This is a genomic window from Streptomyces sp. NPDC051822 (assembly GCF_044452745.1).
In the GTDB taxonomy this organism is placed as follows: Bacteria; Actinomycetota; Actinomycetes; order Streptomycetales; family Streptomycetaceae; genus Streptomyces.
Window position 1 is genome coordinate 212,791 of record NZ_JBITBZ010000002.1, and the last position, 25,217, is coordinate 238,007.

Genomic DNA, 25,217 nt, shown 5'->3' on the forward strand with positions numbered 1-25,217 from the left:
GCTACTGAGCCGTAGCGTATCCACGCCGATACGGTTCGGCACTGCGGTCTTTGCCACACCTACTCTGGCTTGCATGACGTCCTCCCAAGGCTCCGGCGGACCCTGGTCCGACCTCGACCGGCCCCCGCTGAACGCCACCGCCCTGCGCCGCGCCCTCGTCCTCCCGGACGGCCTGTGGACCTCGCTCGACGTGGTCGACACCACCGGATCCACCAACAGCGACCTCACCGCCCGTGCCCACGAGCTGCCCGAGGGAGCCGTGCTCGTCGCCGAGGAGCAGACCTCGGGCCGTGGCCGCCTCGACCGCAGCTGGACGGCCCCGGCACGCTCCGGGCTCTTCCTCTCCGTCCTTCTCAAGCCGGACGTGCCCGTCCACCGCTGGGGCTGGCTCCCGCTGCTCACCGGAGTGGCCGCCGCGACCGGCCTCGCGAAGGCCGCCGGCGTCGACATGTCCCTCAAATGGCCGAACGACCTCCTTGTTTCCGTCGCGGGCGAGGAACGCAAGACCGGCGGCATCCTCGCCGAGCGGGCCGGCGAGGACGCCATCGTCGTCGGACTCGGCATCAACGTCACCCTCCGTGAGGACGAGCTGCCCGTCCCCGCCGCCGGCTCCCTCCTCCTCGCCGACGCCATCTCCACCGACCGGGACACCCTCCTGCGGGCCGTCCTGCGCTCCCTCGCCCAGTGGTACGGCGACTGGGTACGCGCCGACGGCGACCCCGAGGCCTCCGGCCTGCAGGCGGCGTACGCGGCCGGCTGCGCGACCCTCGGCCGCCGCGTCAGGGCCGACCTGCCCGGCGAGCGCATGGTGGAAGGCGAGGCGGTCGCCCTCGACGGCGACGGCCGCCTGGTGATCGCCACGGAAGGCGGCGGCACGGAAGCGGTAGGAGCAGGCGACATCGTCCACCTGCGGACCTAGCCCCTCCCCGGTGCGGGCATGCGTTCTGCTGTGGGCCCCGCCCCGTCCCCCCGGTGTGGGCACACCCCCACAGCGCGCTGCGCCCTCCAGGCCGTTCACCCGATGGGCCCCTGCCTGGCGGGCCCCGCACCCAGGTCCACGACCAAGCCGGCAGCCGTTCGCGCGTGAGCCAGCGCACACCTGCCGTATCGTGGAGCGCGATCCAGGCGACAGATCGGCAGGGCAAGTGGGCAGGGAACGGGCAGGAGGCGGCCGGTGACCGTCGACGACGAGAACACGGGCGGCGCGCCCGGCCCTCCCACGTACCCCACCCCGCACCACGAGGTCGACCACACGGCCGAGCCGACCGACGATCCCCTCGCCATCCGGCTCGAACAGCTCATCCTCGGCGCCGACCGCCGCTACACCCCGTTCCAGGCCGCCCGCACCGCCGGGGTCTCCATGGAACTCGCCTCCCGCTTCTGGCGTGCCATGGGCTTCGCCGACATCGGCCAGGCCAAGGCGCTCACCGAGGCCGACGTCCTCGCCCTGCGCCGGCTCGCCGGTCTCGTCGAGGCGGGGCTGCTCAGCGAGCCGATGGCCGTCCAGGTCGCCCGCTCCACCGGGCAGACCACCGCCCGGCTGGCCGAGTGGCAGATCGACTCCTTCCTGGAGGGCCTCACCGAGCCGCCCGAGCCCGGCATGACCCGTACGGAGGTCACGTACCCCCTGGTCGAGCTGCTCCTGCCCGAGCTGGAGGAGTTCCTCATCTACGTCTGGCGGCGGCAGCTCGCCGCCGCCACCGGGCGGGTGCTCGTACAGGCCGCCGACGACGAGGAGATGGTCGACCGGCGGCTCGCGGTCGGCTTCGCGGACCTCGTCGGCTTCACCCGCCTCACCCGCCGTCTCGAGGAGGAGGAGCTCGGCGAGCTGGTCGAGGCCTTCGAGACGACCTGCGCCGACCTGGTCGCCGCGCACGGCGGGCGGCTCATCAAGACCCTCGGCGACGAGGTGCTGTACGCCGCCGACGACGCCGGCACGGCCGCCGAGATCGCGCTGCGCCTGATCGAGACCCTCAGCCACGACGAGACGATGCCCGCGCTGCGCGTCGGCATCGCCTTCGGCACCGTGACGACCCGGATGGGCGACGTCTTCGGCACCACCGTGAACCTGGCCAGCCGCCTCACCTCGATAGCGCCGAAGGACGCCGTCCTCGTCGACGGCGCCCTCGCGGAGGAGCTGTCCAGGACGGGCGAGGCGCCCGTCTCGGAGACGGAGGCGGCCGAGCAGGCGGCCCGCGCGGAGAAGGAGGGCCGCCAGGCCGCCACGTACCGCTTCGCGCTCCAGCCGATGTGGCAGCGCCCGGTCCGCGGCCTCGGCGTCGTCGAACCCTGGCTCCTGACCCGCCGTCCCACTTAGGATCTCCGACGAGCACCTGTTAACAGCCGTTAACAGGTGGGTCTTGGTCGGGAGGGTGTGCGGTCATGTCCGAGCAGCGCTTCGGTGAGTTCGTGGTGGTCCGAAAGGGCGGAGCCGGCGGGGATGAGGGCCACGTCGCCGAACTGGTCCTCGACCGCCCCAAGGCGATGAACGCGGTCTCCTCCGAGATGGCCCGCTCCCTCGGCGCGGCCTGTGCCTCCCTCGCCGCCGACCCGGCCGTCCGCGTCACCGTCCTCACCTCCTCGAACGACCGGGCCTTCTGCGTCGGTGCCGACCTCAAGGAGCGCAACTCCTTCACCGACGCCGAGCTGGTCCGCCAGCGTCCGACCGCCCGCGCCGCCTACACCGGCGTCCTGGAGCTGCCGATGCCGACCGTCGCCGCCGTGCACGGCTTCGCCCTCGGCGGGGGCTTCGAGCTGGCGCTCGCCTGCGACGTGATCGTGGCCGACGCGACCGCCGTGGTCGGCCTCCCCGAGGTGTCCGTGGGCGTCATCCCCGGCGGCGGCGGTACGCAGCTGCTCCCGCGCAGGGTGGGCGCGGCGCGCGCCGCCGAGCTGGTCTTCACGGCCCGCCGGGTGGAGGCGGCGGAGGCCCGTGACCTCGGCCTCGTCGACCTCCTCGCGGACGACGCCCGGACCGCCGCCCTGGAGCTCGCGGGGCGGATCGCGGCCAACTCGCCGGTCGGGCTGCGCGCGGCGAAGAAGGCCATGCGGCTCGGCCAGGGCCTCGACCTGCGGGCGGGACTGGAGGTCGAGGACGCGGCCTGGCGTTCGGTGGCCTTCTCGGGGGACCGGGCGGAGGGCGTCGCGGCCTTCAACGAGAAGCGGAAGCCGAACTGGCCGGGCGAGTGATCCAGCGAATCAGTTTTCCCATTTTGCACTAAATGTCACTTACGGTGACGTCTCGAAAGGGAAAACGGGTCAAACCTCCCTAAGCTGGAGGAATGGGTGAGGACGGGCGGCTGCGGGCCGTAGTGGCGCTGGCGCAGGGGATGGCGGCGGCGCACACTCCACGCGAGTTCTGGCGGGCGGCGGCGCTCGGGTCCTGCGACGGGCTCGACGGAAGCTTCGCCGCCCTGTCGGTCTGGCAGCGGGACCACGGCCGCCTCAAGGTCCTGGTGAACGCCGGGGAGCGGGCCCCGGGCGAGGAGGAGTTCCCGGACTCGGAGACGTATCCCGTGCACCAGTTCCCCGAGATCACCGAGTTCCTGCACGAGCAGTGGGCGGGCGGCGGCGAGCCGGACGCCTGGGTGGAGACCGCGGGCGACCCGGTGTCGACGGGCCGGGTGACCGGCCTGCGACGGCGCGGGCGCGGCTGCTGCGTGGTGGCGCCGATCGTGCTGCACGGACGGGCGTGGGGCGAGCTGTACGTGGCGAGACCGCCCCAGACGAAACCTTTCACCCGCGCGGACGCCGACTTCGCGACCGTGCTCGCGGCGGTCGTCGCGGCGGGCATCGCCCAGGCCGAACGCCTGGAGGAGGTCCGCAAACTAGCCTTCACCGACCCGCTGACCGGACTCGCCAACCGCCGGGCCGTCGACACCCGCCTCGACGAGGCCATCGAGCGCTACCGCGCGGACGGCTCCGTCGTCAGCCTGCTGGTCTGCGACCTCAACGGCCTCAAGCGAGTCAACGACACCCACGGCCACGCCGTCGGCGACCGGCTCCTCGAACGCTTCGGCTCCGTCCTCTCCCGGTGCGGCGCCAGGCTCCCCGGCGCGCTCGCCGCCCGCCTCGGCGGTGACGAGTTCTGCCTCCTGACGGTCGGCCCGACGGCCGACGAGGTGGTCGCGGTCGCCGAGGAGCTCTGCGTACGGGCCGCGGAACTGGAACTCGGCGAGGGCGTCGCCTGCGGAGTGGCGTCCACCGGCGACCCCATCGGCCCCCTGAAGTCGGCGCGCCGCCTCTTCCGGCTCGCCGACGCGGCCCAGTACCAGGCCAAGGCGGCCCGCTCGGCGAAGCCGGTGGTGGCGGGCCGCGACGGCACGGTCGTCCGCCTCGCCGACGCACCTCCCGGCGCCCGGGACCGCCGCCGCTTCAGGGACGCGCCGCCGGTGGATCCGCCCGACCATCCCTGATGAGAGAGCCCCTCGAAGGCCGGGTGGGGCCTTCGAGGGGCTCTCTCATCAGGAGCGCGGGGTTCTTGCTACCGCGACGCGTACCCGAAGCGGACGCCGCCCGAGGGCACGCCGCCCGTCCCCGGCTTGTACGCGGTCACCGGTGCGACCGCCCCGCCGACGGTCACGTTGGACATCGGCAGGGCGTACAGGGCCCCGCCGGCGTTCGGCCCGTACGCCATGCCGACGTACAGGCGCGTAGCGGTGAACGACAGGCTCTTGCCCAGGTACTGCTTCGTGCCCGGGGTGCCGGGAATGCCGTCGCCGTCGCCCGCCTCGATCCAGCGGTCGTTGGTCCCGGCCGAACCGGCGAGCGAGAAGGTGTGGACCGCGCCCGCCTGGGTGACCGTACCGAGGGCCTCGCCGGGCGTGCCGACGGCGAGCCGCATGGACGCGGAGGTGCTCACGGCGTCCGGGGCGGTGTTGACGGCGGCCAGGGTCTCGCCCATGCGGTCACCGGTCTCGGAGGTGCCGGAGACCGTGTCGTCCGCGGTGCCCTGCTTGAGCTCGCGCAGGTAGCTCCACGTGCCGTCGGGCTTGATCCGGATCTGCACGACCCGGCCGGCGTTGAGGCGGTTCTCGCCGTCCACGACCACGCCCTCACCGGGCGAACCGATCGCGAGGATCGACTCGGACGCGGTGGCGGCGGTCGACGCGCGGAACGGGGCCATGGCCACCGCGAAGCCGAACTCGTCACCGGGCTCGGCGCCGCCGGAGATCGCCGGGTTGTCCTGGTCGAGGCCCGCGAGCGGGGTCGGCTTGCCCTCGGCGTCGAGCTTGGCGGGGTTGAAGAGCGCCACGCCGCCGGACTTCGCGTCGGTGCCGATGGCCTCACCGGGAGAGCCGATGGCGAGGAAGTTGGAGTCGCCGGTCACGCTGAAGCCGAACTTGTCGTCCTTCTCCACGCTGCCCGGGACGCCCGCGCTGTCCTGGTGAATGGTGACGCTGGTGCTGCCGTGCACGTAGAAGGCGCTGCCCGCACCGGTGTGGGTGCCCAGGGCTTCACCGGGGTTGCCGATCAGCAGGTACGGGACACCCGCCCTGGTGGTGCCGGCCGCGATCGCGTGGCCCATGCGGTCGCCCGCCTCGGCGGCCGAACCGGCGATCGCGCCGGTGCCCTGGCCCTGTTCGAGGTGGGTGTTCTTCTTGGTGCCGGTGCCCAGACCGCCGGCGGCGCCGTACAGGATGTCGACGAAGCCCGCGTCGACGGCGGAGCCCACGTCCTCCGAGGGAGTTCCGACGACCAGGTCGGTGTAGCCGTCCTTGTCGTAGTCGACGGTGGCGAGTTCCTCGCCGAACCAGTCGCTCTGCTCGGCGCCGCCCGGCACCCAGTCGAGGTTCTGGTTGATCCCGGCGGTGCCCTTGCCTCCGCCGTACGTGACCCAGACCGTACCGGCGGTCGTGACCCCGCCGACGGTGGCCGCCGGGTCGGCGATCGCGATGTCCTCGACGCCGTCACCGTTGAAGTCGACGATGCCGGTCTTCTTCGGGGTGAGCGCCTGGCCGAGGTCGATGCGCGGGGTGGTGGCTCCGGTGTAGCCGATGGTCCTGCCGCTGGACTTCAGGAGCGCCTGGAGTTCCGTGACGGTCTTGGTGGGGAACGCCTGCCGCAGCACCGCGAAGGCGCCGGCCACGTGCGGTGCGGCCATGGAGGTGCCGTTCTTGGGGGCGTACCCGCCGCCGGTGACGGAGGAGACGATGCCGGTGCCGGGCGCGAACAGGTCGAGCAGCGGACCCCGGTTGGTGAACGCCGACAGCTCGTCGTCCGGCGTGGTGGAGCCGACGGTAACGGCGGAGGAGACACAGCCGGGGGCGCTTACCGCGTCGGTGTACCCGTTGTTACCGGCCGCGACCACGGTGGCTACACCGGCGCCGAGCAGATTGTCGATGGCCAGCTTGCGGGGGTCGGCGGTGCAGTCACCGGTGTAACGGCCGCCGCCCAGGCTGAGGTTCGCCGCGATGACGGGCGTTCCGGCCTGACGCAGCTGCAGCACCTTCTCCAGGCCGGCGAGTTGGGCGCTGGTGAAGCTCAGGACGCAGGGGGCGGTGCCGCCGCAGTAGTCGTCGGAGTCGAACCTGCTGAAGACCTGGATGGCGATGAGGTCGGCGCCGGGGGCCACGCCCCGGGCCGGGGCTCCGGTGAGACCGGCGCCGTTGCCCGCGGCGATACCGGCCACGTGGGTGCCGTGGTCGCAACCGGAGGCGGTCGCGCACGCCCCGGCCCCGGAGTCGGCGGTTCCGATGCCTTCCTGCCGGTCGGTCCCGTCGGGGCACAGGCTGGAGGCGCCGAGGTCCGGGTCGCTCGGGGAGAAGCAAGCCTCGGCCTTGATACGGCCCTTCAGGAACGGGTGCTGGGTGGCGACGCCGGTGTCCAGGATGGCTATCGCGCTGCCCGCGCCGGTCTTGCCCGCAGCGAAGGCCTTGTCACCCCCGATCAGGGGGATGCTCCCGTCCAGGGACGGCGGCACCGGCGTGTCCTCGGTGACGCTGACCACGCCCGGCTTGGCGGCCAGGGCGTCGAGGCCGGCCCGGTCGACCTTGAGGGTGACCACCGGCAGGGTCGAGAAGGACTGCTTCGTCTCACCCGCGGTCGCCGCGTCGGGGATGTCCGTGCGGTTCTCGGTGACGACGTTGACGCGGACCGTGCCGCCGGCGGCGGTGGCGTCGTACAGGGGCGGGTCGACGATCCCGTCGGCCGCGTCGGCCGTCGTGGAGGTACTCAGCGGCGCGGCGGCCTGGGCCGGTATCGCGCCGAGCGACACGGTCGTCATCGCGGTGATGACCGTGGCCCATATCTTCTTCTTCACAGTTGCCTCGGAGAGAAAGAGGACATCGCCCAGCCCGTGGGAACGAGGGCATGGCTCAGCCCGTGGAGACGGTGGCAGCGCACAGGCGCGAAAAGGGGAGGACGGAGAGCCGGCCGCGGCGCGCGGAGTGAGAGGTGCGAGGTGCGGCGGGTGGGGTGCGGCGCGCGCGGAGGGGAGAGGGCCGGGCGGCGATGGGTTCACCCCCCGGCCCTTGACGCCCCGGGGCATGCTCCGTCAGCGGTCGAGCCGTCGGTCAGGTGCGGTTGGCACCGTTCTTCGGGTTGCCCGCGCGGACGCCCTGGCGGTAGGTCCACGCGGTGGCGCGGCAGGCCCTCTTCCAGAAGTAGCCCGAGCACACCTTGTCGCGCAGCGTCGTGTAGAAGACGTCGTCCACGGCGACCTTCTTGTGCCGGTCGAGGTAGTACGCGTAACCCTTGTAGGTGTTGCCGATCAGGCCGTAGCCGTAGTCGTGCATGTCGCACGCGGGACGGAAGTTCCAGCCGCCCGGCTTGCTGACGTTCGGGCCGGGGGTGCTGCAGCCGTCGTAGTTGATGCCCACGACGCGGTAGCCGGTCTTGGTGTACTTGAAGTACGGCTTGTGCCAGCCGTAGTGCGCGGCCCAGGCGGCGCAGCCGGTCTTCCAGTAGTAGAGCCAGTGACGGGCCCAGCTGCACTTGCGCGGGTAGGCCTCCGGGTCGGAGATCTCACCCGGGCCGATGTCCGTGGCCGGCGGAGCGACGGCGTTCGGGTCGGTGATGCCGGTCGCACCCTCGATCGGCGCGTCCGCGGCCGGGCGGGCGGGCCCGGTCGGCAGGACGTCCGGCGAGGCCGACGCCGCCGGGTAGGTCAGGTCCCAGTCGCCGTGGTCCGGCGAGACGATGTCGGAGACGCGGCCGGTGGAGTCGTACACGTAGGACGCCACCGCGAGGCTGCTCTGGACCGGGTTGGTCACCGAGCGCAGCAGGCCCGAGGTGTCGTACGTGTAGCGGGCGACGGTCTGCGTCGTGGCACCGGTGGTGACCTTGACCTCCTTGGCACGGCCCGCGTAGTCGCCGAGAGCCGTCCCCGAGGCCGTGGTGGTGCTCGCGTAGCTGATCGCCACGGTCTCCTTCAGGGCCTCCCCGACGGCAGGCTCCGTGATGGTGGAGACCCGGCCCTTCGAGTCGTAGGAGACGGTGGAGACGCCGTAGGCCGCGTTGCCCGCACTGGTGACCCGCCAGGCGTTGACGCCGGGAGCGGCCTGCTTCCAGGTACGGGTGGGCAGCAGGCTCGCGGCGGCCACGGGCTCGTCGCCGACCCCGGTGCCGCCGTCGGGCTGGCCCTCGTCCGCCACGGAGAGGTTCACGTTGAGGGTCTCGACCATGGTGGAGACGAGGGTTCCGGTGGCGGCGTCCCACCGGGTGGTGTCGGTGATCTTGTCGCCCTCGGCGGTCTCGTACTTCTTCACCCCGCCGCCGTCGGGGAAGTCGAGGCTGCTCTTGAGCAGGTAGCGCACGGACTCGCCGACGTTGAGGTCGGTGACGACGATGGCGTCGCCCTGCTGCTCCAGCTTCTGGTTGAGCTCGCCGCCGAGGAACTCCGCCTCCCAGCCGGGACCGAAGACGCCCATGTCCGGGCGGCTCGCGGGGGCCGACTGGGGTCTGGCGACGCCGTCCGCCTGCGCGGTGACGCTGTGTCTGCGGCCGATGGCGCCGACGCCGGCGTCGTTCTCGGCTATCTCGAAGGTCTTGCTGTCGGTCGAGTACACACCCGGGCCGACTTCCTGGAAGTCGCCGGTGGCCGCCGGCGGGTCGACGATCTCCGCTCCGGCGGCCTGCGGTGCGGCGGGCGTGATGCCGGTGGCGTTCTGCGGGAGCAGCAGCGCCATGGACAGCGCGGCGATGACGGGTAGAGCGGTTCTGCGCACGAATTCCCCCTCATGCATCGAGTTGATCGTTTGCCGATCGCTGCGGACCTTAGGGCGCCGAAGGATGCGTTCACAAGAGCCTGAGAGGAGCTGAATACAATTCGCTTAATTAGCGAAAGTGATTTACATTCAATTCCGGCCAGTGGCTGAAATGGTAATGAGTAGGGGTACTCATGCGGTGTGAGCTATCGGGGCCGAGACTGAGCGGATGACGCGCCCCCAGGCCTCGAACGCCCCGTCCGTACGACCTGCCGGACGACCCGCCGTACGACCGTCCGTGAGCACGCCGGGCCGCCCGCGACTCGCCCTCGCGGCGGCGACCCTCGCCGCCCTGACGCTCACGGCCTGCGGCGGTGGATCGATGACCGAGGCGGCCGGTGCGCGCGCCTCGGGTGACGCGGCTGGTGGCGCGAGCGTCGCGGCCGACAGCGCACAGGACACGGCGTTCGCCGCGATGCTGGACGAGGTCGCCGGACCGTGCCCTTCCGGTCACGCGCCCGCCAACCGGCCGAGCCGGCAACGGAGTAGCGCGCACGAGCCGCCGATCGCGCCGGGGGAGACGCCGCCGACCGACCCGATCGAGCCGGCCGAGCCGACGGCCGGGCCGGAGGCGGAACTGAGCCCGCGCGACCTCTGCGCGAGCGGCCTGCACGAGGAGCGCCTCACCCAGGCACTGCTCAAGCTGAAGGACTCCGCTCCCGGCCAGGTCAGGAAGGTTCTGAACGGTCTCGGCTACAGCGACGAGCGCATCCACGACCTCGGGCCGAAGGGCGCGACCACCGGTTTCTTCATCGATCTGAGGGAGAAGGGAGGGCGGCTCTGTGTCAGGGGCTCGGCGGCCGGCGAAAAGACGGTCGTGGATACGTGCGTGGCGCCTGCAACCGGCAAGTTCTCGCCCGCAAATGTCGGAATTTAGTCATTGAGTCGATATGGCGGCCCTGCCGCTGTTCCGGCGGATTCCGTTTGTGGAATTGGCTCACTGATCCATCCGGAGGAATTCCCGGCGCATTCGGGGCACAGGATCTCGTCACCGAGCGGCCGGAAGAGCATGGGCTGGGTGTGGTGGCCGGCGCATTCGCGGGTGCCTTGGAGGCGGCTGGAGAGCTGGGGCGCGGGACGGGGTGGTAGGGCGAGGGGCGGTACGTCGCGCAGGAGGTACCGGACGAGGCCGCCGGGCCGGTGGACGGGCGTCCCGGTGCCGGGAAGGCCGCGCAGGATGTGCTCGTGGACGTCGGTGGAGGTGTGTCCGGCGTCGAGCCATCGGGCGGCGAGGCGGGCGAGTTCGTCGCGCATGCCGGGCGGGATGCGGCGAAGGGCGGGGGAGAGCAGGGGGAGTGCGCCGATGAGGGCGAGGGCGTCTTCCGAGGGCGGAAGGTCGGAGGTGTCTTCCTCAGGCTGTTTGTCTGGATGACGGTCGGTGGGCGGGGTGGTCGGCTGACCGACGGCCGGTGTGGGGGCACTCGGTGCGACCTGCGGGGTTACGGGGTCGGTGCAGGTGGGGGCGGGCGTCCGGCAGAGCAGCTTGACGGCCTGATCGGCGGTCAGCGGGGTGTTGGACACGAGCTGTTGGGTGACCCAGCGCCCACCGGCGACCTGGACGCGCCGCTCGTGCACGAACCCCTCTTCCTTGAGCTGCCGCTTGGCGCGGGTGAAGGCGTGTCCCCCGATCCGGGCACGTTGGGCGGAGACGGAGAGGGACTCGCGGGCGCTCTGGGGGAGGGAGAGCTGCCAGGTGAGGAGCCGGACGGCGTCGGAACTGAGCCGAGGATGCCGGATGAGCTCGTGCGAGAACTGGGTGAAGGCACGCGAAGGCGCGTTAAAGTGCCGGTAGATCACAGGTGGCTGCTTCCACTGGTGGTTCAGGCCCCCGCTGACGGCTGCGAACCGTCGACGGGGGCCGTTTTGCGCGAACGTACAGCACGCGAAGTGTCCGGGTAGGCACGTTGAGTGAAGAAGCCCCGTGTGAGTGAAGCCCGGCCCAAGGGTGCGGGTGGGTGTCTGACCTCGGGCGCGGCCGGGGGCGTGGCCACGCGGGGACCCGGGGCAGCCTCACCATCACGAGACGATCAAGTTCCGCTACAGCCTGTACGCGATCCGTCAGGCTGTCCGGATGCGCACGAACTTCACCACCAGCCTCATCGCTGCCGCCGCCCTCACGCTCACGCTCGCCGCGTGCGAGGGCGACAACAAGGCCGGCGGCGACAAGCCCCAGGCCGCTCAGACCACGAAGGCCCCCGCCGCCCCCGCCACGACCAAGGCCCCCGACGCCGACGCGGAGTCGGGCTCCCTCGCGGACATGACGGGCAAGGGGCTCCAGTCCGCGCAGGACCAGGCGCAGGCCGCCGGCTTCTACAACCTCCACTCCCACGACGCCCTGGGCCGTGGCCGCGCGCAGGCCCTCGACCGGAACTGGAAGGTCTGCGGCCAGACCCCGGCCGCCGGCGGGCATCCGACCGACGTCAAGATCGACTTCGCCACGGTCAAGCTCGAAGAGACCTGTCCGGCTGCCGACCAGGGCGTCGATGAGCCACAAGCCGGCAGCACCATGCCCGACTTCACCGGGAAGTCCGTCAAGGTCGCCCGCCAGTCCCTCGACACCTCGACCAGCCTCACGGTCACCGACGCCTCCCGCGAGGGCCGCATGGTTCTCATGGAGTCCAACTGGCAGGTGTGCGCCCAGGAGCCCGCCGCCGGCACGAAGCTCGACGGACAGCCCGTCACCCTCACTGCCGTGAAGTTCGAGGAAAGCTGCTGAGCGGAAGAGAGACTCGGGACCCTGCTCTCAACGGGGACTGGCGCCGGGGTGCGGTGGGTGAGCGTGTCTGGTGAGCTTCTGGTGCGGCCGCCCTCTTTCCGAGTGTGGCGTCCTCCGCCGCCGCGTCAAGGGCGCTCCCTGCGGTCGCGTCGCTGCGCGATGGGCTGCGCCCACCCTTGACCCGGCGGCGGAGGCCGCCTTTTCACACTCGGAGGGCGGCCGGGGGGCGTGGCCACGCGGGGGTCCGGGCATCGGCGGGGGTTTGGCGTGCGTCTGCCAGGCCGGTGGGTGGGGGCTTGGCTAGTGGTGACGGGTGGGTGGGGCGGTTCCCGGCCGGTTCGGGGTGCGCGGTTGTTGAATGGGGCGGCCCGGCAGGGCTTAGCGACCCGGGGTGGTGGAGTGGTTGGGCTTCAGGCCCCGCTGGTCATTGTGGGTGGGTGGTTGGGGTGGTTGCCGGTAGATAACTCTCCTCTCGGTGGTCCGGTATGGGCGACTTGTCCCCTTTGGGTGGGATTCCTGGGGCTGTTACCGCTGGTAGGGCGGAGTTATCTACCTCTCCCACCCGCCAAGAGTCACCAGCGGGGCCTGAAGCCCCGCCACTTCACCTCCCCGACCCGCTAAGCCGAAGCCCGGCCGCCCCATTCAACTTCCGCGCACCCCGAACCGACCGCGACGGACCCGCCCGCCCGTCACCACTAGCCAAGCCCCCACCCGCTAACCGTCAGGCGCACGTCAAACCCTGGCCGCTGCCCGGGGCTTCGCGGGACCCCGGCCCCCGGACCGCCCTCCGAGAGGTCTTTCGCTCCTGGAGGTGGTGGGTCAAGGGTGGAGCGAAGCGGAATCGGCGAAGCCGACGCGACGCAGGAGCGCCCTTGACGCACCGCCGGAAGGAGCGACTCTCGGAAAGAGGGCGGTCCCACCCGAGGCCCATCAGACACGACCACACCAAGGACCCCTTGCCAGCTGGATCCGGGCACAGGGGTGATCGACGCGGGCGTGCGGGGCACGTCTTCAGGGACACCTCTTGAGAGGCCCGGCGGCGGGCGGCCCGACTGCGATACCCGCCTGAGTCCCCGGCCCCGCTGAGCGGCGGAGTGGTCGCCCATCGGCGACCATCGGAACGGTAAGGGTCCGTCGGCCGTCCGGCCGGTGACAAAGTCACCTAGTGACAGGTCGGTCTTCAGTCCGTAGGCTGCTGAATATGGATATGCAGACAGTCGTCCTCGGCACGTCCGGCACGACCCCGCAGGACGTCATCGACGTCGCCCGCCACGGTGCCCGCGTCGAGCTGTCGAACGAGGCCGTCCAGGCGCTCGCCGCCGCCCGGAACGTCATCGACGCGCTCGCCGCCAAGCCCGAGCCCGTCTACGGGGTCTCCACCGGCTTCGGCGCGCTCGCCACCCGGCACATCAGCCACGAACTCCGCGCCGCGCTCCAGCGCAACATCGTGCGCTCGCACGCCGCCGGTATGGGCCCGCGCGTCGAGCGCGAGGTCGTGCGCGCCCTGATGTTCCTGCGGCTCAAGACCGTCGCCTCCGGCCACACCGGTGTCCGCCCCGAGGTCGCGCAGACCATGGCCGACGTCCTCAACGCCGGCATCACCCCGGTCGTCCACGAGTACGGCTCCCTCGGCTGCTCCGGCGACCTCGCCCCCCTCTCCCACTGCGCGCTCGCCCTCATGGGCGAGGGCGACGCCGAGGGCCCCGACGGCGTCCTGAAGCCCGCAGGCGAACTACTCGCCGCCCACGGCATCGCGCCCGTCGAGCTCAAGGAGAAGGAGGGCCTCGCCCTCCTCAACGGCACCGACGGCATGCTCGGCATGCTGATCATGGCCCTCGCCGACCTCGACACCCTCTACAAGTCGGCCGACATCACCGCCGCGCTCTCCCTCGAAGCCCTCCTCGGCACCGAGAAGGTCCTCGAACCCGAGCTGCACGCCATCCGCCCGCACCCCGGGCAGGCCGCCTCCGCCGCCAACATGCTGGCCGTGCTCAAGGGCTCCGGTCTCACCGGCCACGCCCAGGCCGGCGAGGCACCCCGCGTCCAGGACGCCTACTCGGTGCGCTGCGCCCCGCAGGTCGCCGGCGCCGGCCGCGACACCATGGCGCACGCCCGACTCGTCGCCGAGCGCGAGCTCGCCGCCGCCGTCGACAACCCCGTCGTCCTCGCCGACGGCCAGGTCCGCTCCAACGGCAACTTCCACGGCGCCCCCGTCGCGTACGTCCTCGACTTCCTCGCCATCGCCGCCGCCGACCTCGGCTCCATCGCCGAGCGCCGCACCGACCGGCTCCTCGACAAGAACCGCTCGCACGGCCTGCCGCCCTTCCTCGCCGAGGACGCCGGCGTCGACTCGGGCCTCATGATCGCCCAGTACACGCAGGCCGCCCTGGTCAGCGAGATGAAGCGGCTCGCCGTCCCGGCCTCCGCCGACTCCATCCCGTCCTCCGCGATGCAGGAGGACCACGTCTCCATGGGCTGGTCCGCAGCCCGCAAGCTGCGCACCGCGATCGGCAACCTCAACCGGATCATCGCGGTCGAGCTGTACGCCGCCACGCGCGGTGTCGAACTCCGCGAGGGCCTCACCCCGGCCCCCGCCTCGCAGGCCGCCATCGACGCGCTGCGTGCCGCCGGCGTCCAGGGCCCCGGTCCCGACCGGTTCCTCGCCCCCGACCTGGCCGCCGCCGACACCTTCGTACGGGAAGGGAAGCTGGTCGCCGCCGTGGAGCCGGTCACCGGCCCGCTCGCCTGACGGTCCGCCGACACGAGGGCCCGCCCGGCACCCGGGCGGGCCCTTCCGTCATCAGTGGCCGCCGTGTGCGGGCGCTCAGGCCGCCCGGCCCCGGCGCTGCAGCGCGAGCGCCACGAACCCCGCGCCGACCCCGAGGAACCCGGTCCCGCCCAGCAGATACGGCGTGGTGCCCAGGTTTCCGGTCTCCGTCAGGCGCCCGTCGTCCGAGGCGGCGGGATCGTCCTGGGTCAGCCCCAGCCGGGCCCCGCCCCCCTCGTCGGTGGCGTTCGCGGACGGGACGAACCACAGGGCGCACAGCAGCGTGCCCGCGGCGATGGTGGTCAGCAGTGGGCGTCGGGCGGCGGACACGGAAATTTCGATCCCCCTTGCGGAAACCGCGAATTGGTCGGTGCGCCGATGCTAATGAACACAGCGGGTCGCGGGAAAGCCGAGGCCCCCCGGCCCCTTACGCTCCGACCCATGAGCACTTCTGAGACAGCACGCTATGTACGCCTTCGCGTCGATGTGGTTCTGGAGGTCGACGGACCGGCCGAACTCGCGGAGGCCGCCGAGGCCCGGATCGGCGCCGACGAGTTCATGCCCGAGGAGGAGCGCGTGCCCGCCCGCGCCGCCGTACGCGAGGACAGCGCCGAGGCCCTCGCCTACCTCATCGAACCCTTCGACCTCATCCGAGACGTCCCCGGCATCGACATGGTCCAGGCCTCCTGGAGCAGTGAGGAGGTCGAGTACGACCCCGATGCGCTGGAGTGGGACCTCGACGAGGAAGATGGGGACGCGGAGGACGCGCGGTACGCGGATTCCGCGGAGGAGACGGATGACGACGACGCCCGGTCGTAGGGGCGGGCGCCACCGGCCGTGAGGCCGGCGGGTGCCCTGCCCGGAGGCCTCGGGACACCGTCCCGGGGCCTTTTGCCTGGCGCGGGGAACCGGACGCACCGCCCGTGCGTGTCGATCAGTGGCGTTGCCCACAATCCGTCCGGTTCCGGAACCGGACCGGGTCTCGTGGGTATTTAGGTAAGCGTTGGGCAGGAATCGGCGACGATGGAGATGCGTGTGATGACGGACGGCAAGCGCCGCAGGAGCCTGGCGGTCGCGGCCGCGGTGCTCGGCGGCGTAATGGTGCTCTCGGCGTGCAACGGCGACGACGGCGGCAGCGCTTCCGGATCCGCGACCCCACCGTCACAGGCGCAGGTCGACGAGGCGGCCGAGGCGGCCAAGACCTCCAAGGCGCAGATCACGATCTCGCCCAAGACCGGCACGCAGAACGCGTCCATCAACAAGGACGCCAAGGTCACCGTCGCCGACGGCAAGCTCACCGAGGTCACCATGACCTCCGCCGAAGGCACCGTGGTCAAGGGCGAGATAGCGGCCGACGGCCTCAGTTGGAAGCCGTCCGAGCAGCTGGAACGGGCCACGGTCTACAAGATCGCCGCCACCGCCACCGACGCGGCCGGCCTGGAGGCCCACGAGAACTCCTCGTTCACCACCGTCTCCAAGGCCAACAGCTTCATCGGCAACTTCACGCCCGAAGACGGCTCGACCGTCGGCGTCGGCATGCCGGTCTCGATCAACTTCAACAAGGCGATCACCGACAAGAAGGCCGTCCAGAGCGGCATCACCGTCTCGTCCAGCAGCGGCCAGGAGGTCGTCGGGCACTGGTTCAACTCCCAGCGCCTCGACTTCCGCCCCGACGACTACTGGACCGAGGGCTCGACCGTCACCCTCAAGCTGGAGCTCGACGGGGTCGAGGGCGCCGACGGCGTCTTCGGCGTCCAGCAGAAGACCGTCACCTTCAAGATCGGCCGTAACCAGGTCTCCACCGTCGACGTCGCCACCAAGACCATGACGGTCACCCAGGACGGCAAGACGATCAAGACCATCCCGATCTCCGCCGGCTCCCCGGAGAACCCGACCTACAACGGCAAGATGGTGATCTCCGAGAAGTTCAAGGAGACCCGGATGAACGGCGCCACCGTCGGCTTCACCGACTCCGACGGCAAGGGCGAGTACGACATCAAGGACGTGCCGCACGCCATGCGCCTGTCCACGTCGGGCACCTTCATCCACGGCAACTACTGGGGCCCGGACTCGATCTTCGGCTCCTCGAACACCAGCCACGGCTGCGTGGGCCTCAACGACGTCAAGGGCGCCGGCGACCCCAACCAGACGGCGGCCTGGCTCTACGACCACTCGATCGTCGGTGACGTCGTGATCGTCAAGAACTCCAAGGACAAGACGATCGCCCCCGACAACGGCCTCAACGGCTGGAACATGAACTGGGCGGACTGGAAGGCCGGATCAGCGGTCTGACAGCACGCGCGAAGGCCCCCTCCCGCTCCCGGGAGGGGGCCTTCCGTCACGCCGGGACTACTTCCGGGATCCCGGGACTGCTTCCCGGGACTGCTTCCGGGGACTACTTCCCTACGTCCACCGGCTCGTCGACACCCCACTGCGCGAGCAGCCGCAACGCGTCCGCCGAGGGCGACCCCGGCTCCGCCTGGTACGTCACGAGCACCAGGTCCGGGTCCCCGCCCGCCACCTTCAGGCTCTCGTAGCCCAGCGTCATCTCGCCCACCAGCGGATGACGCAGCCGCTTCGTCCCGTGCCCCTTGTCCGCGACCGTGTGCGCCGCCCACAGCGAGCGGAACTCCTCGCTCTTCACCGACAGCTCGCCGACCAGCGCCAGCAGGGCGGGATCGTCCGGATAGCAGCCCGCGTACAGCCTCAGCACGCTCACGACCTCGGTCGCCTTGCTCTCCCAGTCCAGATAGAGAGCGCGCGCGTTGTCCCCGAGGAAGACGAGACGGGCCATGTTGCGCTCGTCCGGCTCCATCGTGTCGAAGTCGCCGAGCAGCGCCCGCGCCATCCGGTTCCAGGCGAGGAGGTCGAGCCGCCGGCCGATGAGGAGGGCGGGGACGCCGTCCATCGAGTCGAGCAGGTGCTGCAGACCGGGCCGCACGTGCTGCGGCCGGGCGATCGCCGCCCGCAGCTGCCTCTTCTTCGCCGTCGGCTTGGCCAGATGCGTCAGATGCGCCCGCTCGGAGTCGCTCAGCCGCAGGGCCCGCGCGATCGCGTCCAGGACCTCCATGGACACGTTGCGCCCGTTGCCCTGTTCGAGCCGGGTGTAGTACGCCACGGACACCCCGGCCAGCTGCGCGAGCTCCTCCCGGCGCAGCCCCGGTACGCGGCGATGCCGCCCGAACTCCGGCAGGCCCACGTCCTCCGGCTTCAGCCGGGCCCGGCGCGAGCGCAGGAATTCGCTGAGTTCGGCACTGAGATCCATGCGTCCCGATTATCCCAGGTCGTACGACCGGACGGACGTCTGTTCCTGTCCCTGCCAGTGGTAGGCACGCTGGACGTAGGCAGAACAGGTGGCTGGGTGATGTCCGCGTCCTCCGGCAGCCTGGGTGCATGACCACGAACGTGACCACCGTCCCCGCCTACGCCGCCCCCGCCGCCAACGCGCCCCTGGAGCGCACCACCGTGCCGCGCCGCCCCGTCGGCGAGCACGACGTCCTCATCGACATCAAGTTCTCCGGCATCTGCCACTCCGACATCCACCAGGCCAGGGACGGCTGGGGCGAGGGCATCTTCCCGATGGTCCCCGGTCACGAGATCGCCGGAATCGTCGCCGAGGTCGGCCCGGGCGTGACGAAGTTCCAGGTCGGCGACCGGGTCGGCGTCGGCTGCTTCGTCGACTCCTGCCGCGAGTGCGAGTACTGCGAGCAGGGCCTGGAGCAGTTCTGCACGCAGGGCATGACCGGCACGTACAACGCCCTCGACAAGAACGGCGAGCCCACCTACGGCGGCTACGCCCGCCACATCGTCGTCGACGAGAACTACACCCTGCGCATCCCCGAGGGCATCTCCCTCGACGAGGCCGCCCCGCTGCTCTGCGCCGGCATCACCCTCTACTCGCCGCTCGCCCACTGGCAGGCCGGCCCCGGCAAGAAGGTCGCGATCGTCGGCCTCGGCGGCCTCGGCCACATGGGCGTCAAGATCGCCCGCGCGCTCGGCGCGGAGGTCACCGTTCTCAGCCAGTCGCTGAAGAAGCAGGAGGACGGCCTCAAGCTGGGCGCCGACCACTTCTACGCGACGAGCGACCCGGCGACCTTCACCGAACTCGCCGGCACCTTCGACCTGGTCATCTCCACGGTCTCGGCCCCGCTGGACTTCGGCGCCTACCTGAGCCTGGTCAAGACGGACGGCGCCCTGGTCAACGTGGGCGCCCCCGAGGAGCCCGTCGCGCTCAACCTCTTCTCCCTCATCGGCGGCCGCAAGACCCTCGCGGGCTCGATGATCGGCGGCATCGCCGAGACGCAGGAGATGCTCGACTTCTGCGCGGCCCACGGCCTCGGCGCCGAGATCGAGGTGATCGACGCCGACCGGATCAACGAGGCGTACGAACGGGTCCTCGCGAGCGACGTCCGCTACCGCTTCGTGATCGACACGTCGACGATCTGAGCAACCCGTACACGACAGGCGTGCCGGGGCATGACGTCCGGGGTAATCGACCCGTACGGCATGCCCCGGCACGCTGTCCCCATGACCGCATACGCGATAGCCAGCCTGCACCCGACGGCCGTCCTCCACGAGGAGGTCCTCCAGTACATGGAGCGCGTCCAGGCCACCCTCGACCCCTTCGACGGCCACTTCCTCATCCACGGAGCGCCCGAGCGGGACGTCAAGGAGGGCGAGTGGCCCGCCTCCATCGTCCTCGTCGGCTTCCCCTCGATGGACCACGCCCGCCGCTGGTACGACTCCGCCGCCTACCAGGAGCTGATCCCGCTGCGCGCCCGCCACATGTCGGGCGACCTCCAGCTGATCGACGGCGTCGCCCCCGGCTACGACCCGGCGACGACCGCCGCGGCCCTGCGCGCCGCGTCACACGGGACGGCCTGAGCGGAGTTCGAGCCGGGTGCCGCCGAAGCCCGCGCGGAAACGGCGGTCGTGGGACACCGCGACCACGGCGCCCCCGAAGGCGGCGAGGGCCGCCTCCAGGTCCTCGACCAGGGAGAGCGCGACGTGGTTGGTCGGCTCGTCCAGGACGAGCAGGCCGACCGGCCGGGTCACCAGACGGGCCAGCTCCAGCCGGCGCCGCTGGCCCACCGAGAGCCGGGCCACCGGCACGGTCAGGTCCTCCTCCCGGAAGAGCCCGAGGGCGAGCAGCTCCTCCGCGTGCTCCTCCGGAAGGCCGGGGCGGCCCGCCGCGTAGGCCGTGAGCAGCGGCTTCGGGGACGGTACGGCGGGCAGCTCCTGCCGCAGGTAGCCGACCCGCGCCGACGACCTCAGGACGGTGCCGCCGTCGGGCCGCAGATCACCGGCGAGCACCCGAAGCAGGGTCGTCTTCCCGGCACCGTTGGGCCCGGAGACGAGCACGCGGTCACCGGCGGAGACCCGGAGCGCGTCGATCCGCAGCCGGTCACCGACCACGACGTCGGCGAGCTCGGCGACGACGGACGGACGGCCGACGTCGGCCCCGCCGCCCGTCGGGATCCGGGCCGTGAACCGCAACGGCTCCGGAGGGGCCGGCACCGGTGCCCTCGACAACTGGTCGAGCCGTACACGAGCCGCCCTGACCTGCCCGGACAGCTTGTTCTCCGAGGAGCGCCGGTGCTTGCCGAAACCCTGCCCGGGATCCTTGCCGGAACCCGCGAGCCGCTGCCCCGCCGCGGCCACCAGCTCCTCCGTACGGACCAGCTCCTCCCGCCACTCCTCGTGCTCCCGCACCCGGCGGCGGCGTTCCGCGGCCTTCGCCGCCCGGTAGCCGGACCAGCCGTCGCCGTACCGGGTCACCGAACGGGTGTCCCGGTCGACCTCCAGGATCGCCGTCGCCATCCCCTCCAGGAACGCCCGGTCGTGGGTGACGGCCACCACCGTCCCCCGGTGCGCCCGAAGCCGGTCCTCCAGCCACTCCGTGGCGGCCCGGTCCAGATGGTTCGTGGGCTCGTCGAGGAGCAACAGCTCTGCACCCGACGCCAGGGCACAGGCGAGGGCGAGCCGCGACTGCTCGCCGCCGGAGAGCGTGCCGACCCGGCGCTCGTACGGGACGTGCCCGAGACCGAGCCCGTGGAGCGCGGCGTCGATCCGGGCGTCCGCCTGATAGCCGCCGCGCTCCGCGAACAGGGCGGCCAGCTCGCCGTACGCGAGGAGTTCGCCCGGCGTCGCGGAGCCGAGCGTCCGCTCGGCCTCCCGCAACCGCCGTTCCAGGGCCCGGAGGTCGGCGAGTGCGGCGTCGACGGTGTCCCGCACGGTGTGCCCGGGCCCGACGCCGAAGGTCTCGGCGAGCGTCTGCGCGAGGTGCGCGACGCCGCCGGGGAAGCGCACGGTCACCTCACCGCCGTCGGGCACCCCGGCCCCGGCGAGCAGCCGCAGCAGTGTGGACTTGCCGGAGCCGTTCTCGCCGACGACGGCGGCCTTCTCGCCGGGGCGGACGGTGAGCGTGATCTGTTCGAGGACGGAGCGGTCCCCGTAGGAGACGGAGACGTCTTTCAAGGTCAACTGGGCGCGGTCGCGCATGGGTTCTTTCCCTGAGGAGAGGGGTCGTTCGGGCCGGAAGGAAGGGACACCGAGACCACCGCCGCCGCGCCCGAGGGGCGCCGGATCAGCGGGTCAGGCCGTGTCCACGGCCGGAATCAGAGAAAGAAATAGAACGAACCCATGCGGTCGAGTGTAGTCAGTGGGTGCGGGAGACCGCCGTGGCATAAGCGAGGAGTTCCGCGAAGCCCAGCCACTGCAGGAGCGGCCCGTTGAGCGGCGCGTACCCCGGAGTGACGTGGCGGCGGATGCCCGCGACCGTGTCGGCCAGTTCGACGGCCGACACGTCCCGCGTCGGGTCGTCCGGCCGTCCGAGGGCGGTGAGATAGGCCGCCCCGCAGGCGTCGAGGCGCTCGTGCAGGTCCGCGAGTCCCCGCGCCCGGTCGTCGGGGAGCAGCGAGGAGTCGGGGTGCGGGATCCGGAGGAACGCCGCCCGGCGGTCCGCCACGGCGGCGACCAGCCCCAGGCGCGAGGGCGCCGTCGTGGAAGGCCAGTGGGGCCGCCACGGTACGAAGACAGGGGTGCCCCCGGGAACGCGGAGACCGGCCGCCTTCTCCGCGCGGCGGCGGGCCGCGTGGGCCGCCACTTCCCGCAGCCTGGCCGCGCGGCTCGCCTCCAGCGTGTCGAGCGCGCGCAATAGCGCCGCCGGGTCCCGCCGGAGATCCGGCGAGGGGGATGCCGTCGCTACGAGGTAGGCCCAGGTCGCGTGGAAGCCGAGTGGGCAGTACTGACCGACGGCACACCTGAGCGCGGTGTGCCGTCGGGCGGGCGGCAACTGCTCGTCACGCACCCTGCGGGCGTAGGTCCCAAAGCTCATCCGGCGATTCCCGGCCCGTCAGTCGTCAGTCGTCGGGCTCAGCCGTCGGCCCTCGCCACACCGATCGGGCACGAGACGCCCGTCCCGCCGATGCCGCAGTAACCCGCCGGGTTACGGTCCAAATACTGCTGGTGGTACTCCTCGGCCGGGTAGAAGGTGCGGCCCTCGGCCGGGAGGAGCTCGGTGCTGATCGTGCCGTAGCCCGAGCCCGTCAGGACCTTCTGGTAGGCCTCGCGGGAGGCCTCGGCGGCTGCCGCCTGGGCGGGGGAGTGGGTGTAGATCGCCGAGCGGTACTGGGTGCCCACGTCGTTGCCCTGGCGGAAGCCCTGGGTGGGGTCGTGCGACTCCCAGAACAGCTTCAGGAGGCTCTCGTACGAGACCTTCGACGGGTCGAAGACGACCCGGACGGCCTCGGTGTGGCCGGTCAGGCCCGAGCAGACCTCCTCGTACGCCGGGTTCTGCGTGTAACCGCCCTGGTAGCCGACGAGGGTCGTCCAGACGCCCTCGGTCTGCCAGAACTTGCGCTCGGCGCCCCAGAAACAGCCGAGGGCGAAGTCGGCGACCTCCAGGCCCTCCGGGTACGGGCCGAGGAGCGGGTTGCCGAGGACGGTGTGGCGCTCGGGCACGGAGAACTCGGGCTCGGGCCGGCCGCGCAGGGCCTGCTCGGGGGTGGGGAGGACGGGGGTGCGGGACAGGAACATGCTGCATCTCTCCTCGACGGTCGGCAGTGGGCACAACAAGGAGGCGGGGGGAAACCTTCCCCCGCCTCGCCGTCGCACGCGCTCAGCGCGGCAGCGTCGCCGGGCTTCCGCCGTTCGCCTCGTACCCGGCCACCGCCAGGTTCCGGAAGATCGTGAACTGCGCCGCCGGGTCCCCGCTCAGCGTCCACGGCACCGAGCCCACGTGCCCGTCGACCTTCACCAGCTGGTGCATGGCCTCCGCCCAGCGCTCCGAGCGGACCAGGAAGTAGACGAGCAGATGGCGGACGTGCGCAAGCATCGGGTCGTCGGGCCGGGCCGAGTGGACGGCGTACAGCGCGCCGTCCATGGCCTTCGACACCACCGCCGTACGGAAGAAGTCCTGCACGAGCACCACGTCCGGCACGTGCTCGTGCACCGCGAAGAGCGGCAGCGCGGCGAGCAGCGAGCCGCGCGGCGCACGCGCCGCGGCCGTCGTCGCGAAGTGGTCGGCCTCCTCGCGCGAGCCGTGCCACTTCTCGCACCAGTAGTGCAAGGCCGCCAGATGGGCCCCCATGTGCTGCGGCGCCCGGTCGATGACCTGCGCCCACACCTGGTCGAACTGCTCGTGGCCGTAGCCGAGACCGCGGGCCACGGCCAGCTGCGTGATGTACGGGACCGGGTCGCCCGGGGCGAGCAGCGCCGCCTCCTCGGTGACCTTCCGCGCCTCCTCCAGGATGATCCGGAAGTCGTCGGTGCCGGCCATCGACGAGCGCCAGGCCTGCTGGACGAGGAACTCCGCGTGGACGGCCGCGCCGCCCGCGTCCTTGGGGGCCTCCGCCCGCCAGGCCCGCAGCCACGCGCCGCCCACGCCCGGCCGCTCCTGGAGTTCGAGGGACGCGGCGCCCGCGAAGGCCTGCACGCGCTGCCAGCGCACCTCGCCGTCCTTGTCGGTGGCGTCGAGCAGCCGGGACGCGGCCCGCCAGTCCTGGGTGGCCTGGACGACGTCGAGGACGTGCAGCAGCTCGTCGTCGGCGCCGGGGAGCCGTACGTCCTGGTCCTCCTGCCGTACGAATCCGTACGCCTCCGGATCCGCCGCGTCCGGCGAGCCCGGCGCGGCCAACCGGATCCCGCCACCCCGGCGGCGCAGCAGGTAGGGGCCGAGGACGCCGAACAGCAGCCCCAGCGCGATCAGGAACCAGAGAATCTCCATGCGTCCCATTGTCCAGGACGCCGCGTGAGACGATCCAGGCGCCGGGGGGTGCACGGGACTACGCTCCTGACCATGAGCGACCAGCACTCTCACCAGAGCTTCGAGACCCGCGCGATCCACGCGGGCAACACCGCCGACCCGCTGACCGGCGCGGTCGTCCCGCCCATCTACCAGGTGTCCACCTACAAGCAGGACGGCGTGGGCGGGCTGCGCGGCGGTTACGAGTACAGCCGCAGCGCCAACCCGACCCGTACGGCCCTTGAGGAGAACCTGGCGGCCCTGGAGGGCGGCCGGCGCGGTCTCGCCTTCGCCTCGGGGCTGGCGGCCGAGGACTGCCTGCTGCGCGCGCTGCTCGCGCCCGGCGACCACGTGGTCATCCCGAACGACGCGTACGGCGGCACGTTCCGGCTGTTCGCCAAGGTCGTGGAGCGCTGGGGCGTGGACTTCTCGGTGGCGAACACCTCCGACATCGACGCCGTGCGGGACGCCGTCAACGACCGTACGAAGCTGATCTGGGTCGAGACCCCGTCGAACCCGCTCCTCGGCATCACCGACATCGAGGCCGTCGCGGGCGTCGCCCGGCAGGCCGGCGTGAAGCTGGTCGTCGACAACACCTTCGCCTCGCCGTACCTGCAGCAGCCGCTCGCGCTCGGCGCGGACGTCGTCGTGCACTCGCTCACCAAGTACATGGGCGGGCACTCGGACGTCGTCGGCGGCGCCCTGGTGACGGCCGACGCGGCGCTCGGCGAGGAGCTGGCGTACCACCAGAACGCGATGGGCGCGGTGGCCGGTCCCTTCGACTCGTGGATCGTGCTGCGGGGCATCAAGACGCTCGCCGTGCGCATGGACCGCCACAGCGAGAACGCGGCGAAGGTCGTCGAGATGCTGACCCAGCACCCGAAGGTCACCCAGGTCCTCTACCCGGGCCTTCCGGAGCACCCGGGGCACGAGATCGCGGCCAAGCAGATGCGTTCCTTCGGCGGCATGATCTCGTTCCGCGTGCAGGGCGGGGAGGAGGCGGCGGTCGAGGTCTGCAACCGCGCTCAGCTCTTCACCCTGGGCGAGTCGCTGGGCGGCGTCGAGTCGCTGATCGAGCACCCGGGCCGGATGACCCACGCGTCCGTCGCGGGCTCCGCCCTCGAGGTCCCCGCGGACCTCGTCCGCCTCTCGGTGGGCATCGAGAACGCCGACGACCTGCTCGCCGACCTGCGCCAGGCCCTGGGTTAAGCCGGTACGGAGGGGCCCGGGCCGACCGCCGTACGGAGGGGCCCGGGCCGACCGCCGTACGGAGGGGCCCGGGCC

Annotated in this window: 21 protein-coding genes; 12 read left to right on the plus strand and 9 right to left on the minus strand. The window is 71.8% G+C overall.

The window, feature by feature from the left end; translation table 11 throughout:
- Nucleotides 1-73: 73 nt before the first annotated feature.
- From ACIA8N_RS06765 to ACIA8N_RS06780, 4 genes are all read left to right on the plus strand, one after another.
- Nucleotides 74-919, plus strand: a complete 846-nt coding sequence (locus ACIA8N_RS06765; protein ID WP_365787612.1) for a biotin--[acetyl-CoA-carboxylase] ligase — start codon at nt 74-76, stop codon at nt 917-919.
- A gap of 255 nt (nt 920-1,174) precedes the next feature.
- Entirely contained in the window at nt 1,175-2,317 is a 1,143-nt protein-coding gene (locus tag ACIA8N_RS06770; protein WP_365787610.1) for an adenylate/guanylate cyclase domain-containing protein, read from the plus strand.
- A 65-nt stretch (nt 2,318-2,382) separates the two neighbouring features.
- Complete coding sequence (locus ACIA8N_RS06775) at nt 2,383-3,189, plus strand: enoyl-CoA hydratase-related protein (protein ID WP_365787608.1); 807 nt, start codon at nt 2,383-2,385, stop codon at nt 3,187-3,189.
- A 92-nt stretch (nt 3,190-3,281) separates the two neighbouring features.
- Complete coding sequence (locus ACIA8N_RS06780) at nt 3,282-4,415, plus strand: GGDEF domain-containing protein (protein WP_365787606.1); 1,134 nt, start codon at nt 3,282-3,284, stop codon at nt 4,413-4,415.
- Nucleotides 4,416-4,483: 68 nt separating this feature from the next.
- Here the strand turns inward: ACIA8N_RS06780 and ACIA8N_RS06785 are convergent, their stop codons facing one another.
- Together ACIA8N_RS06785 and ACIA8N_RS06790 are read right to left on the minus strand one after the other, a co-directional pair.
- Nucleotides 4,484-7,225, minus strand: coding sequence for a S8 family serine peptidase (locus ACIA8N_RS06785; protein ID WP_365787629.1), 2,742 nt, complete (start codon nt 7,223-7,225; stop codon nt 4,484-4,486).
- Between the two features lie 289 nt (nt 7,226-7,514).
- Entirely contained in the window at nt 7,515-9,167 is a 1,653-nt protein-coding gene (locus tag ACIA8N_RS06790) for a phospholipase A2 (RefSeq protein WP_365787604.1), read from the minus strand.
- A gap of 361 nt (nt 9,168-9,528) precedes the next feature.
- Between ACIA8N_RS06790 and ACIA8N_RS06795 the strand changes: the two genes are divergently transcribed.
- Nucleotides 9,529-10,083 carry a hypothetical protein gene (locus ACIA8N_RS06795; RefSeq protein WP_365787602.1) on the plus strand — a complete coding sequence of 185 codons (555 nt, stop codon included), beginning with the start codon at nt 9,529-9,531 and terminating at the stop codon, nt 10,081-10,083.
- Here the strand turns inward: ACIA8N_RS06795 and ACIA8N_RS06800 are convergent.
- Nucleotides 10,080-11,003 (minus strand): hypothetical protein, encoded by a 924-nt coding sequence (locus ACIA8N_RS06800; protein ID WP_365787600.1) that lies wholly within the window; start codon nt 11,001-11,003, stop codon nt 10,080-10,082. The genes ACIA8N_RS06795 and ACIA8N_RS06800 overlap by 4 nt on opposite strands.
- A gap of 274 nt (nt 11,004-11,277) precedes the next feature.
- Here ACIA8N_RS06800 and ACIA8N_RS06805 point away from each other — a divergent pair, with 274 nt between their 5' ends.
- Both ACIA8N_RS06805 and hutH read left to right on the plus strand, forming a co-directional pair.
- Nucleotides 11,278-11,922, plus strand: coding sequence for a PASTA domain-containing protein (locus ACIA8N_RS06805; protein ID WP_365787598.1), 645 nt, complete (start codon nt 11,278-11,280; stop codon nt 11,920-11,922).
- A gap of 1,207 nt (nt 11,923-13,129) precedes the next feature.
- Entirely contained in the window at nt 13,130-14,671 is a 1,542-nt protein-coding gene (hutH, locus tag ACIA8N_RS06810; RefSeq protein WP_365781720.1) for a histidine ammonia-lyase, read from the plus strand.
- Between the two features lie 75 nt (nt 14,672-14,746).
- Here hutH and ACIA8N_RS06815 read toward each other — a convergent pair whose 3' ends face one another.
- Entirely contained in the window at nt 14,747-15,019 is a 273-nt protein-coding gene (locus tag ACIA8N_RS06815; protein WP_365781439.1) for a hypothetical protein, read from the minus strand.
- A 111-nt stretch (nt 15,020-15,130) separates the two neighbouring features.
- On the opposite strand from ACIA8N_RS06815, the gene ACIA8N_RS06820 reads away from it, so the two are divergent.
- Together ACIA8N_RS06820 and ACIA8N_RS06825 are read left to right on the plus strand one after the other, a co-directional pair.
- Nucleotides 15,131-15,508: a hypothetical protein gene (locus ACIA8N_RS06820; protein ID WP_365781441.1), complete on the plus strand. Its 378-nt coding sequence runs from the start codon at nt 15,131-15,133 to the stop codon at nt 15,506-15,508.
- Between the two features lie 204 nt (nt 15,509-15,712).
- A complete protein-coding gene (locus tag ACIA8N_RS06825) occupies nt 15,713-16,981 on the plus strand; it encodes an Ig-like domain-containing protein (RefSeq protein WP_365781443.1) in 1,269 nt (422 codons plus the stop codon).
- A 103-nt stretch (nt 16,982-17,084) separates the two neighbouring features.
- Here ACIA8N_RS06825 and ACIA8N_RS06830 read toward each other — a convergent pair whose 3' ends face one another.
- The gene (locus ACIA8N_RS06830) at nt 17,085-17,954 is read right to left on the minus strand and encodes a helix-turn-helix transcriptional regulator (protein ID WP_365781445.1); all 870 of its coding nucleotides are present in this window, start codon (nt 17,952-17,954) and stop codon (nt 17,085-17,087) included.
- 128 nt (nt 17,955-18,082) lie between these two features.
- Here ACIA8N_RS06830 and ACIA8N_RS06835 point away from each other — a divergent pair, with 128 nt between their 5' ends.
- Together ACIA8N_RS06835 and ACIA8N_RS06840 are read left to right on the plus strand one after the other, a co-directional pair.
- Nucleotides 18,083-19,135: an NAD(P)-dependent alcohol dehydrogenase gene (locus tag ACIA8N_RS06835; RefSeq protein WP_365781447.1), complete on the plus strand. Its 1,053-nt coding sequence runs from the start codon at nt 18,083-18,085 to the stop codon at nt 19,133-19,135.
- Between the two features lie 81 nt (nt 19,136-19,216).
- On the plus strand, nt 19,217-19,573 hold the full coding sequence (locus tag ACIA8N_RS06840) for a DUF1330 domain-containing protein (protein ID WP_365781449.1): 357 nt from the start codon (nt 19,217-19,219) through the stop codon (nt 19,571-19,573).
- Here ACIA8N_RS06840 and abc-f read toward each other — a convergent pair.
- From abc-f to ACIA8N_RS06860, 4 genes are all read right to left on the minus strand, one after another.
- Complete coding sequence (gene abc-f, locus ACIA8N_RS06845; protein ID WP_365781451.1) at nt 19,556-21,190, minus strand: ribosomal protection-like ABC-F family protein; 1,635 nt, start codon at nt 21,188-21,190, stop codon at nt 19,556-19,558. The two genes, ACIA8N_RS06840 and abc-f, sit on opposite strands and share 18 nt — an antisense overlap.
- Before the next feature lie 157 nt (nt 21,191-21,347).
- Complete coding sequence (locus ACIA8N_RS06850; RefSeq protein ID WP_365781453.1) at nt 21,348-22,025, minus strand: hypothetical protein; 678 nt, start codon at nt 22,023-22,025, stop codon at nt 21,348-21,350.
- Between the two features lie 38 nt (nt 22,026-22,063).
- Nucleotides 22,064-22,726 (minus strand): peptide-methionine (S)-S-oxide reductase MsrA, encoded by a 663-nt coding sequence (gene msrA, locus ACIA8N_RS06855; RefSeq protein WP_365781455.1) that lies wholly within the window; start codon nt 22,724-22,726, stop codon nt 22,064-22,066.
- Between the two features lie 82 nt (nt 22,727-22,808).
- On the minus strand, nt 22,809-23,915 hold the full coding sequence (locus ACIA8N_RS06860; RefSeq protein WP_365781457.1) for a hypothetical protein: 1,107 nt from the start codon (nt 23,913-23,915) through the stop codon (nt 22,809-22,811).
- Between the two features lie 72 nt (nt 23,916-23,987).
- On the opposite strand from ACIA8N_RS06860, the gene ACIA8N_RS06865 reads away from it, so the two are divergent.
- Nucleotides 23,988-25,142 (plus strand): cystathionine gamma-synthase, encoded by a 1,155-nt coding sequence (locus tag ACIA8N_RS06865; protein ID WP_030548885.1) that lies wholly within the window; start codon nt 23,988-23,990, stop codon nt 25,140-25,142.
- Nucleotides 25,143-25,217 lie beyond the last annotated feature (75 nt).

Bases quoted from the DNA above. Each gene is read 5' to 3' on its own strand.
- ACIA8N_RS06765 (WP_365787612.1), top strand. From the start codon at position 74: ATGACGTCCTCCCAAGGCTCCGGCGGACCCTGGTCCGACCTCGACCGG.
- ACIA8N_RS06775 (WP_365787608.1), top strand. From the start codon at position 2,383: ATGTCCGAGCAGCGCTTCGGTGAGTTCGTGGTGGTCCGAAAGGGCGGA.
- ACIA8N_RS06780 (WP_365787606.1), top strand. From the start codon at position 3,282: ATGGGTGAGGACGGGCGGCTGCGGGCCGTAGTGGCGCTGGCGCAGGGG.
- ACIA8N_RS06785 (WP_365787629.1), bottom strand. From the start codon at position 7,225: ATGACGACCGTGTCGCTCGGCGCGATACCGGCCCAGGCCGCCGCGCCG.
- ACIA8N_RS06795 (WP_365787602.1), top strand. From the start codon at position 9,529: ATGACCGAGGCGGCCGGTGCGCGCGCCTCGGGTGACGCGGCTGGTGGC.
- ACIA8N_RS06805 (WP_365787598.1), top strand. From the start codon at position 11,278: ATGCGCACGAACTTCACCACCAGCCTCATCGCTGCCGCCGCCCTCACG.
- hutH (WP_365781720.1), top strand. From the start codon at position 13,130: ATGCAGACAGTCGTCCTCGGCACGTCCGGCACGACCCCGCAGGACGTC.
- ACIA8N_RS06820 (WP_365781441.1), top strand. From the start codon at position 15,131: ATGAGCACTTCTGAGACAGCACGCTATGTACGCCTTCGCGTCGATGTG.
- ACIA8N_RS06825 (WP_365781443.1), top strand. From the start codon at position 15,713: ATGGAGATGCGTGTGATGACGGACGGCAAGCGCCGCAGGAGCCTGGCG.
- ACIA8N_RS06830 (WP_365781445.1), bottom strand. From the start codon at position 17,954: ATGGATCTCAGTGCCGAACTCAGCGAATTCCTGCGCTCGCGCCGGGCC.
- ACIA8N_RS06835 (WP_365781447.1), top strand. From the start codon at position 18,083: ATGACCACGAACGTGACCACCGTCCCCGCCTACGCCGCCCCCGCCGCC.
- ACIA8N_RS06840 (WP_365781449.1), top strand. From the start codon at position 19,217: ATGACCGCATACGCGATAGCCAGCCTGCACCCGACGGCCGTCCTCCAC.
- abc-f (WP_365781451.1), bottom strand. From the start codon at position 21,190: ATGCGCGACCGCGCCCAGTTGACCTTGAAAGACGTCTCCGTCTCCTAC.
- ACIA8N_RS06850 (WP_365781453.1), bottom strand. From the start codon at position 22,025: ATGAGCTTTGGGACCTACGCCCGCAGGGTGCGTGACGAGCAGTTGCCG.
- msrA (WP_365781455.1), bottom strand. From the start codon at position 22,726: ATGTTCCTGTCCCGCACCCCCGTCCTCCCCACCCCCGAGCAGGCCCTG.
- ACIA8N_RS06860 (WP_365781457.1), bottom strand. From the start codon at position 23,915: ATGGAGATTCTCTGGTTCCTGATCGCGCTGGGGCTGCTGTTCGGCGTC.
- ACIA8N_RS06865 (WP_030548885.1), top strand. From the start codon at position 23,988: ATGAGCGACCAGCACTCTCACCAGAGCTTCGAGACCCGCGCGATCCAC.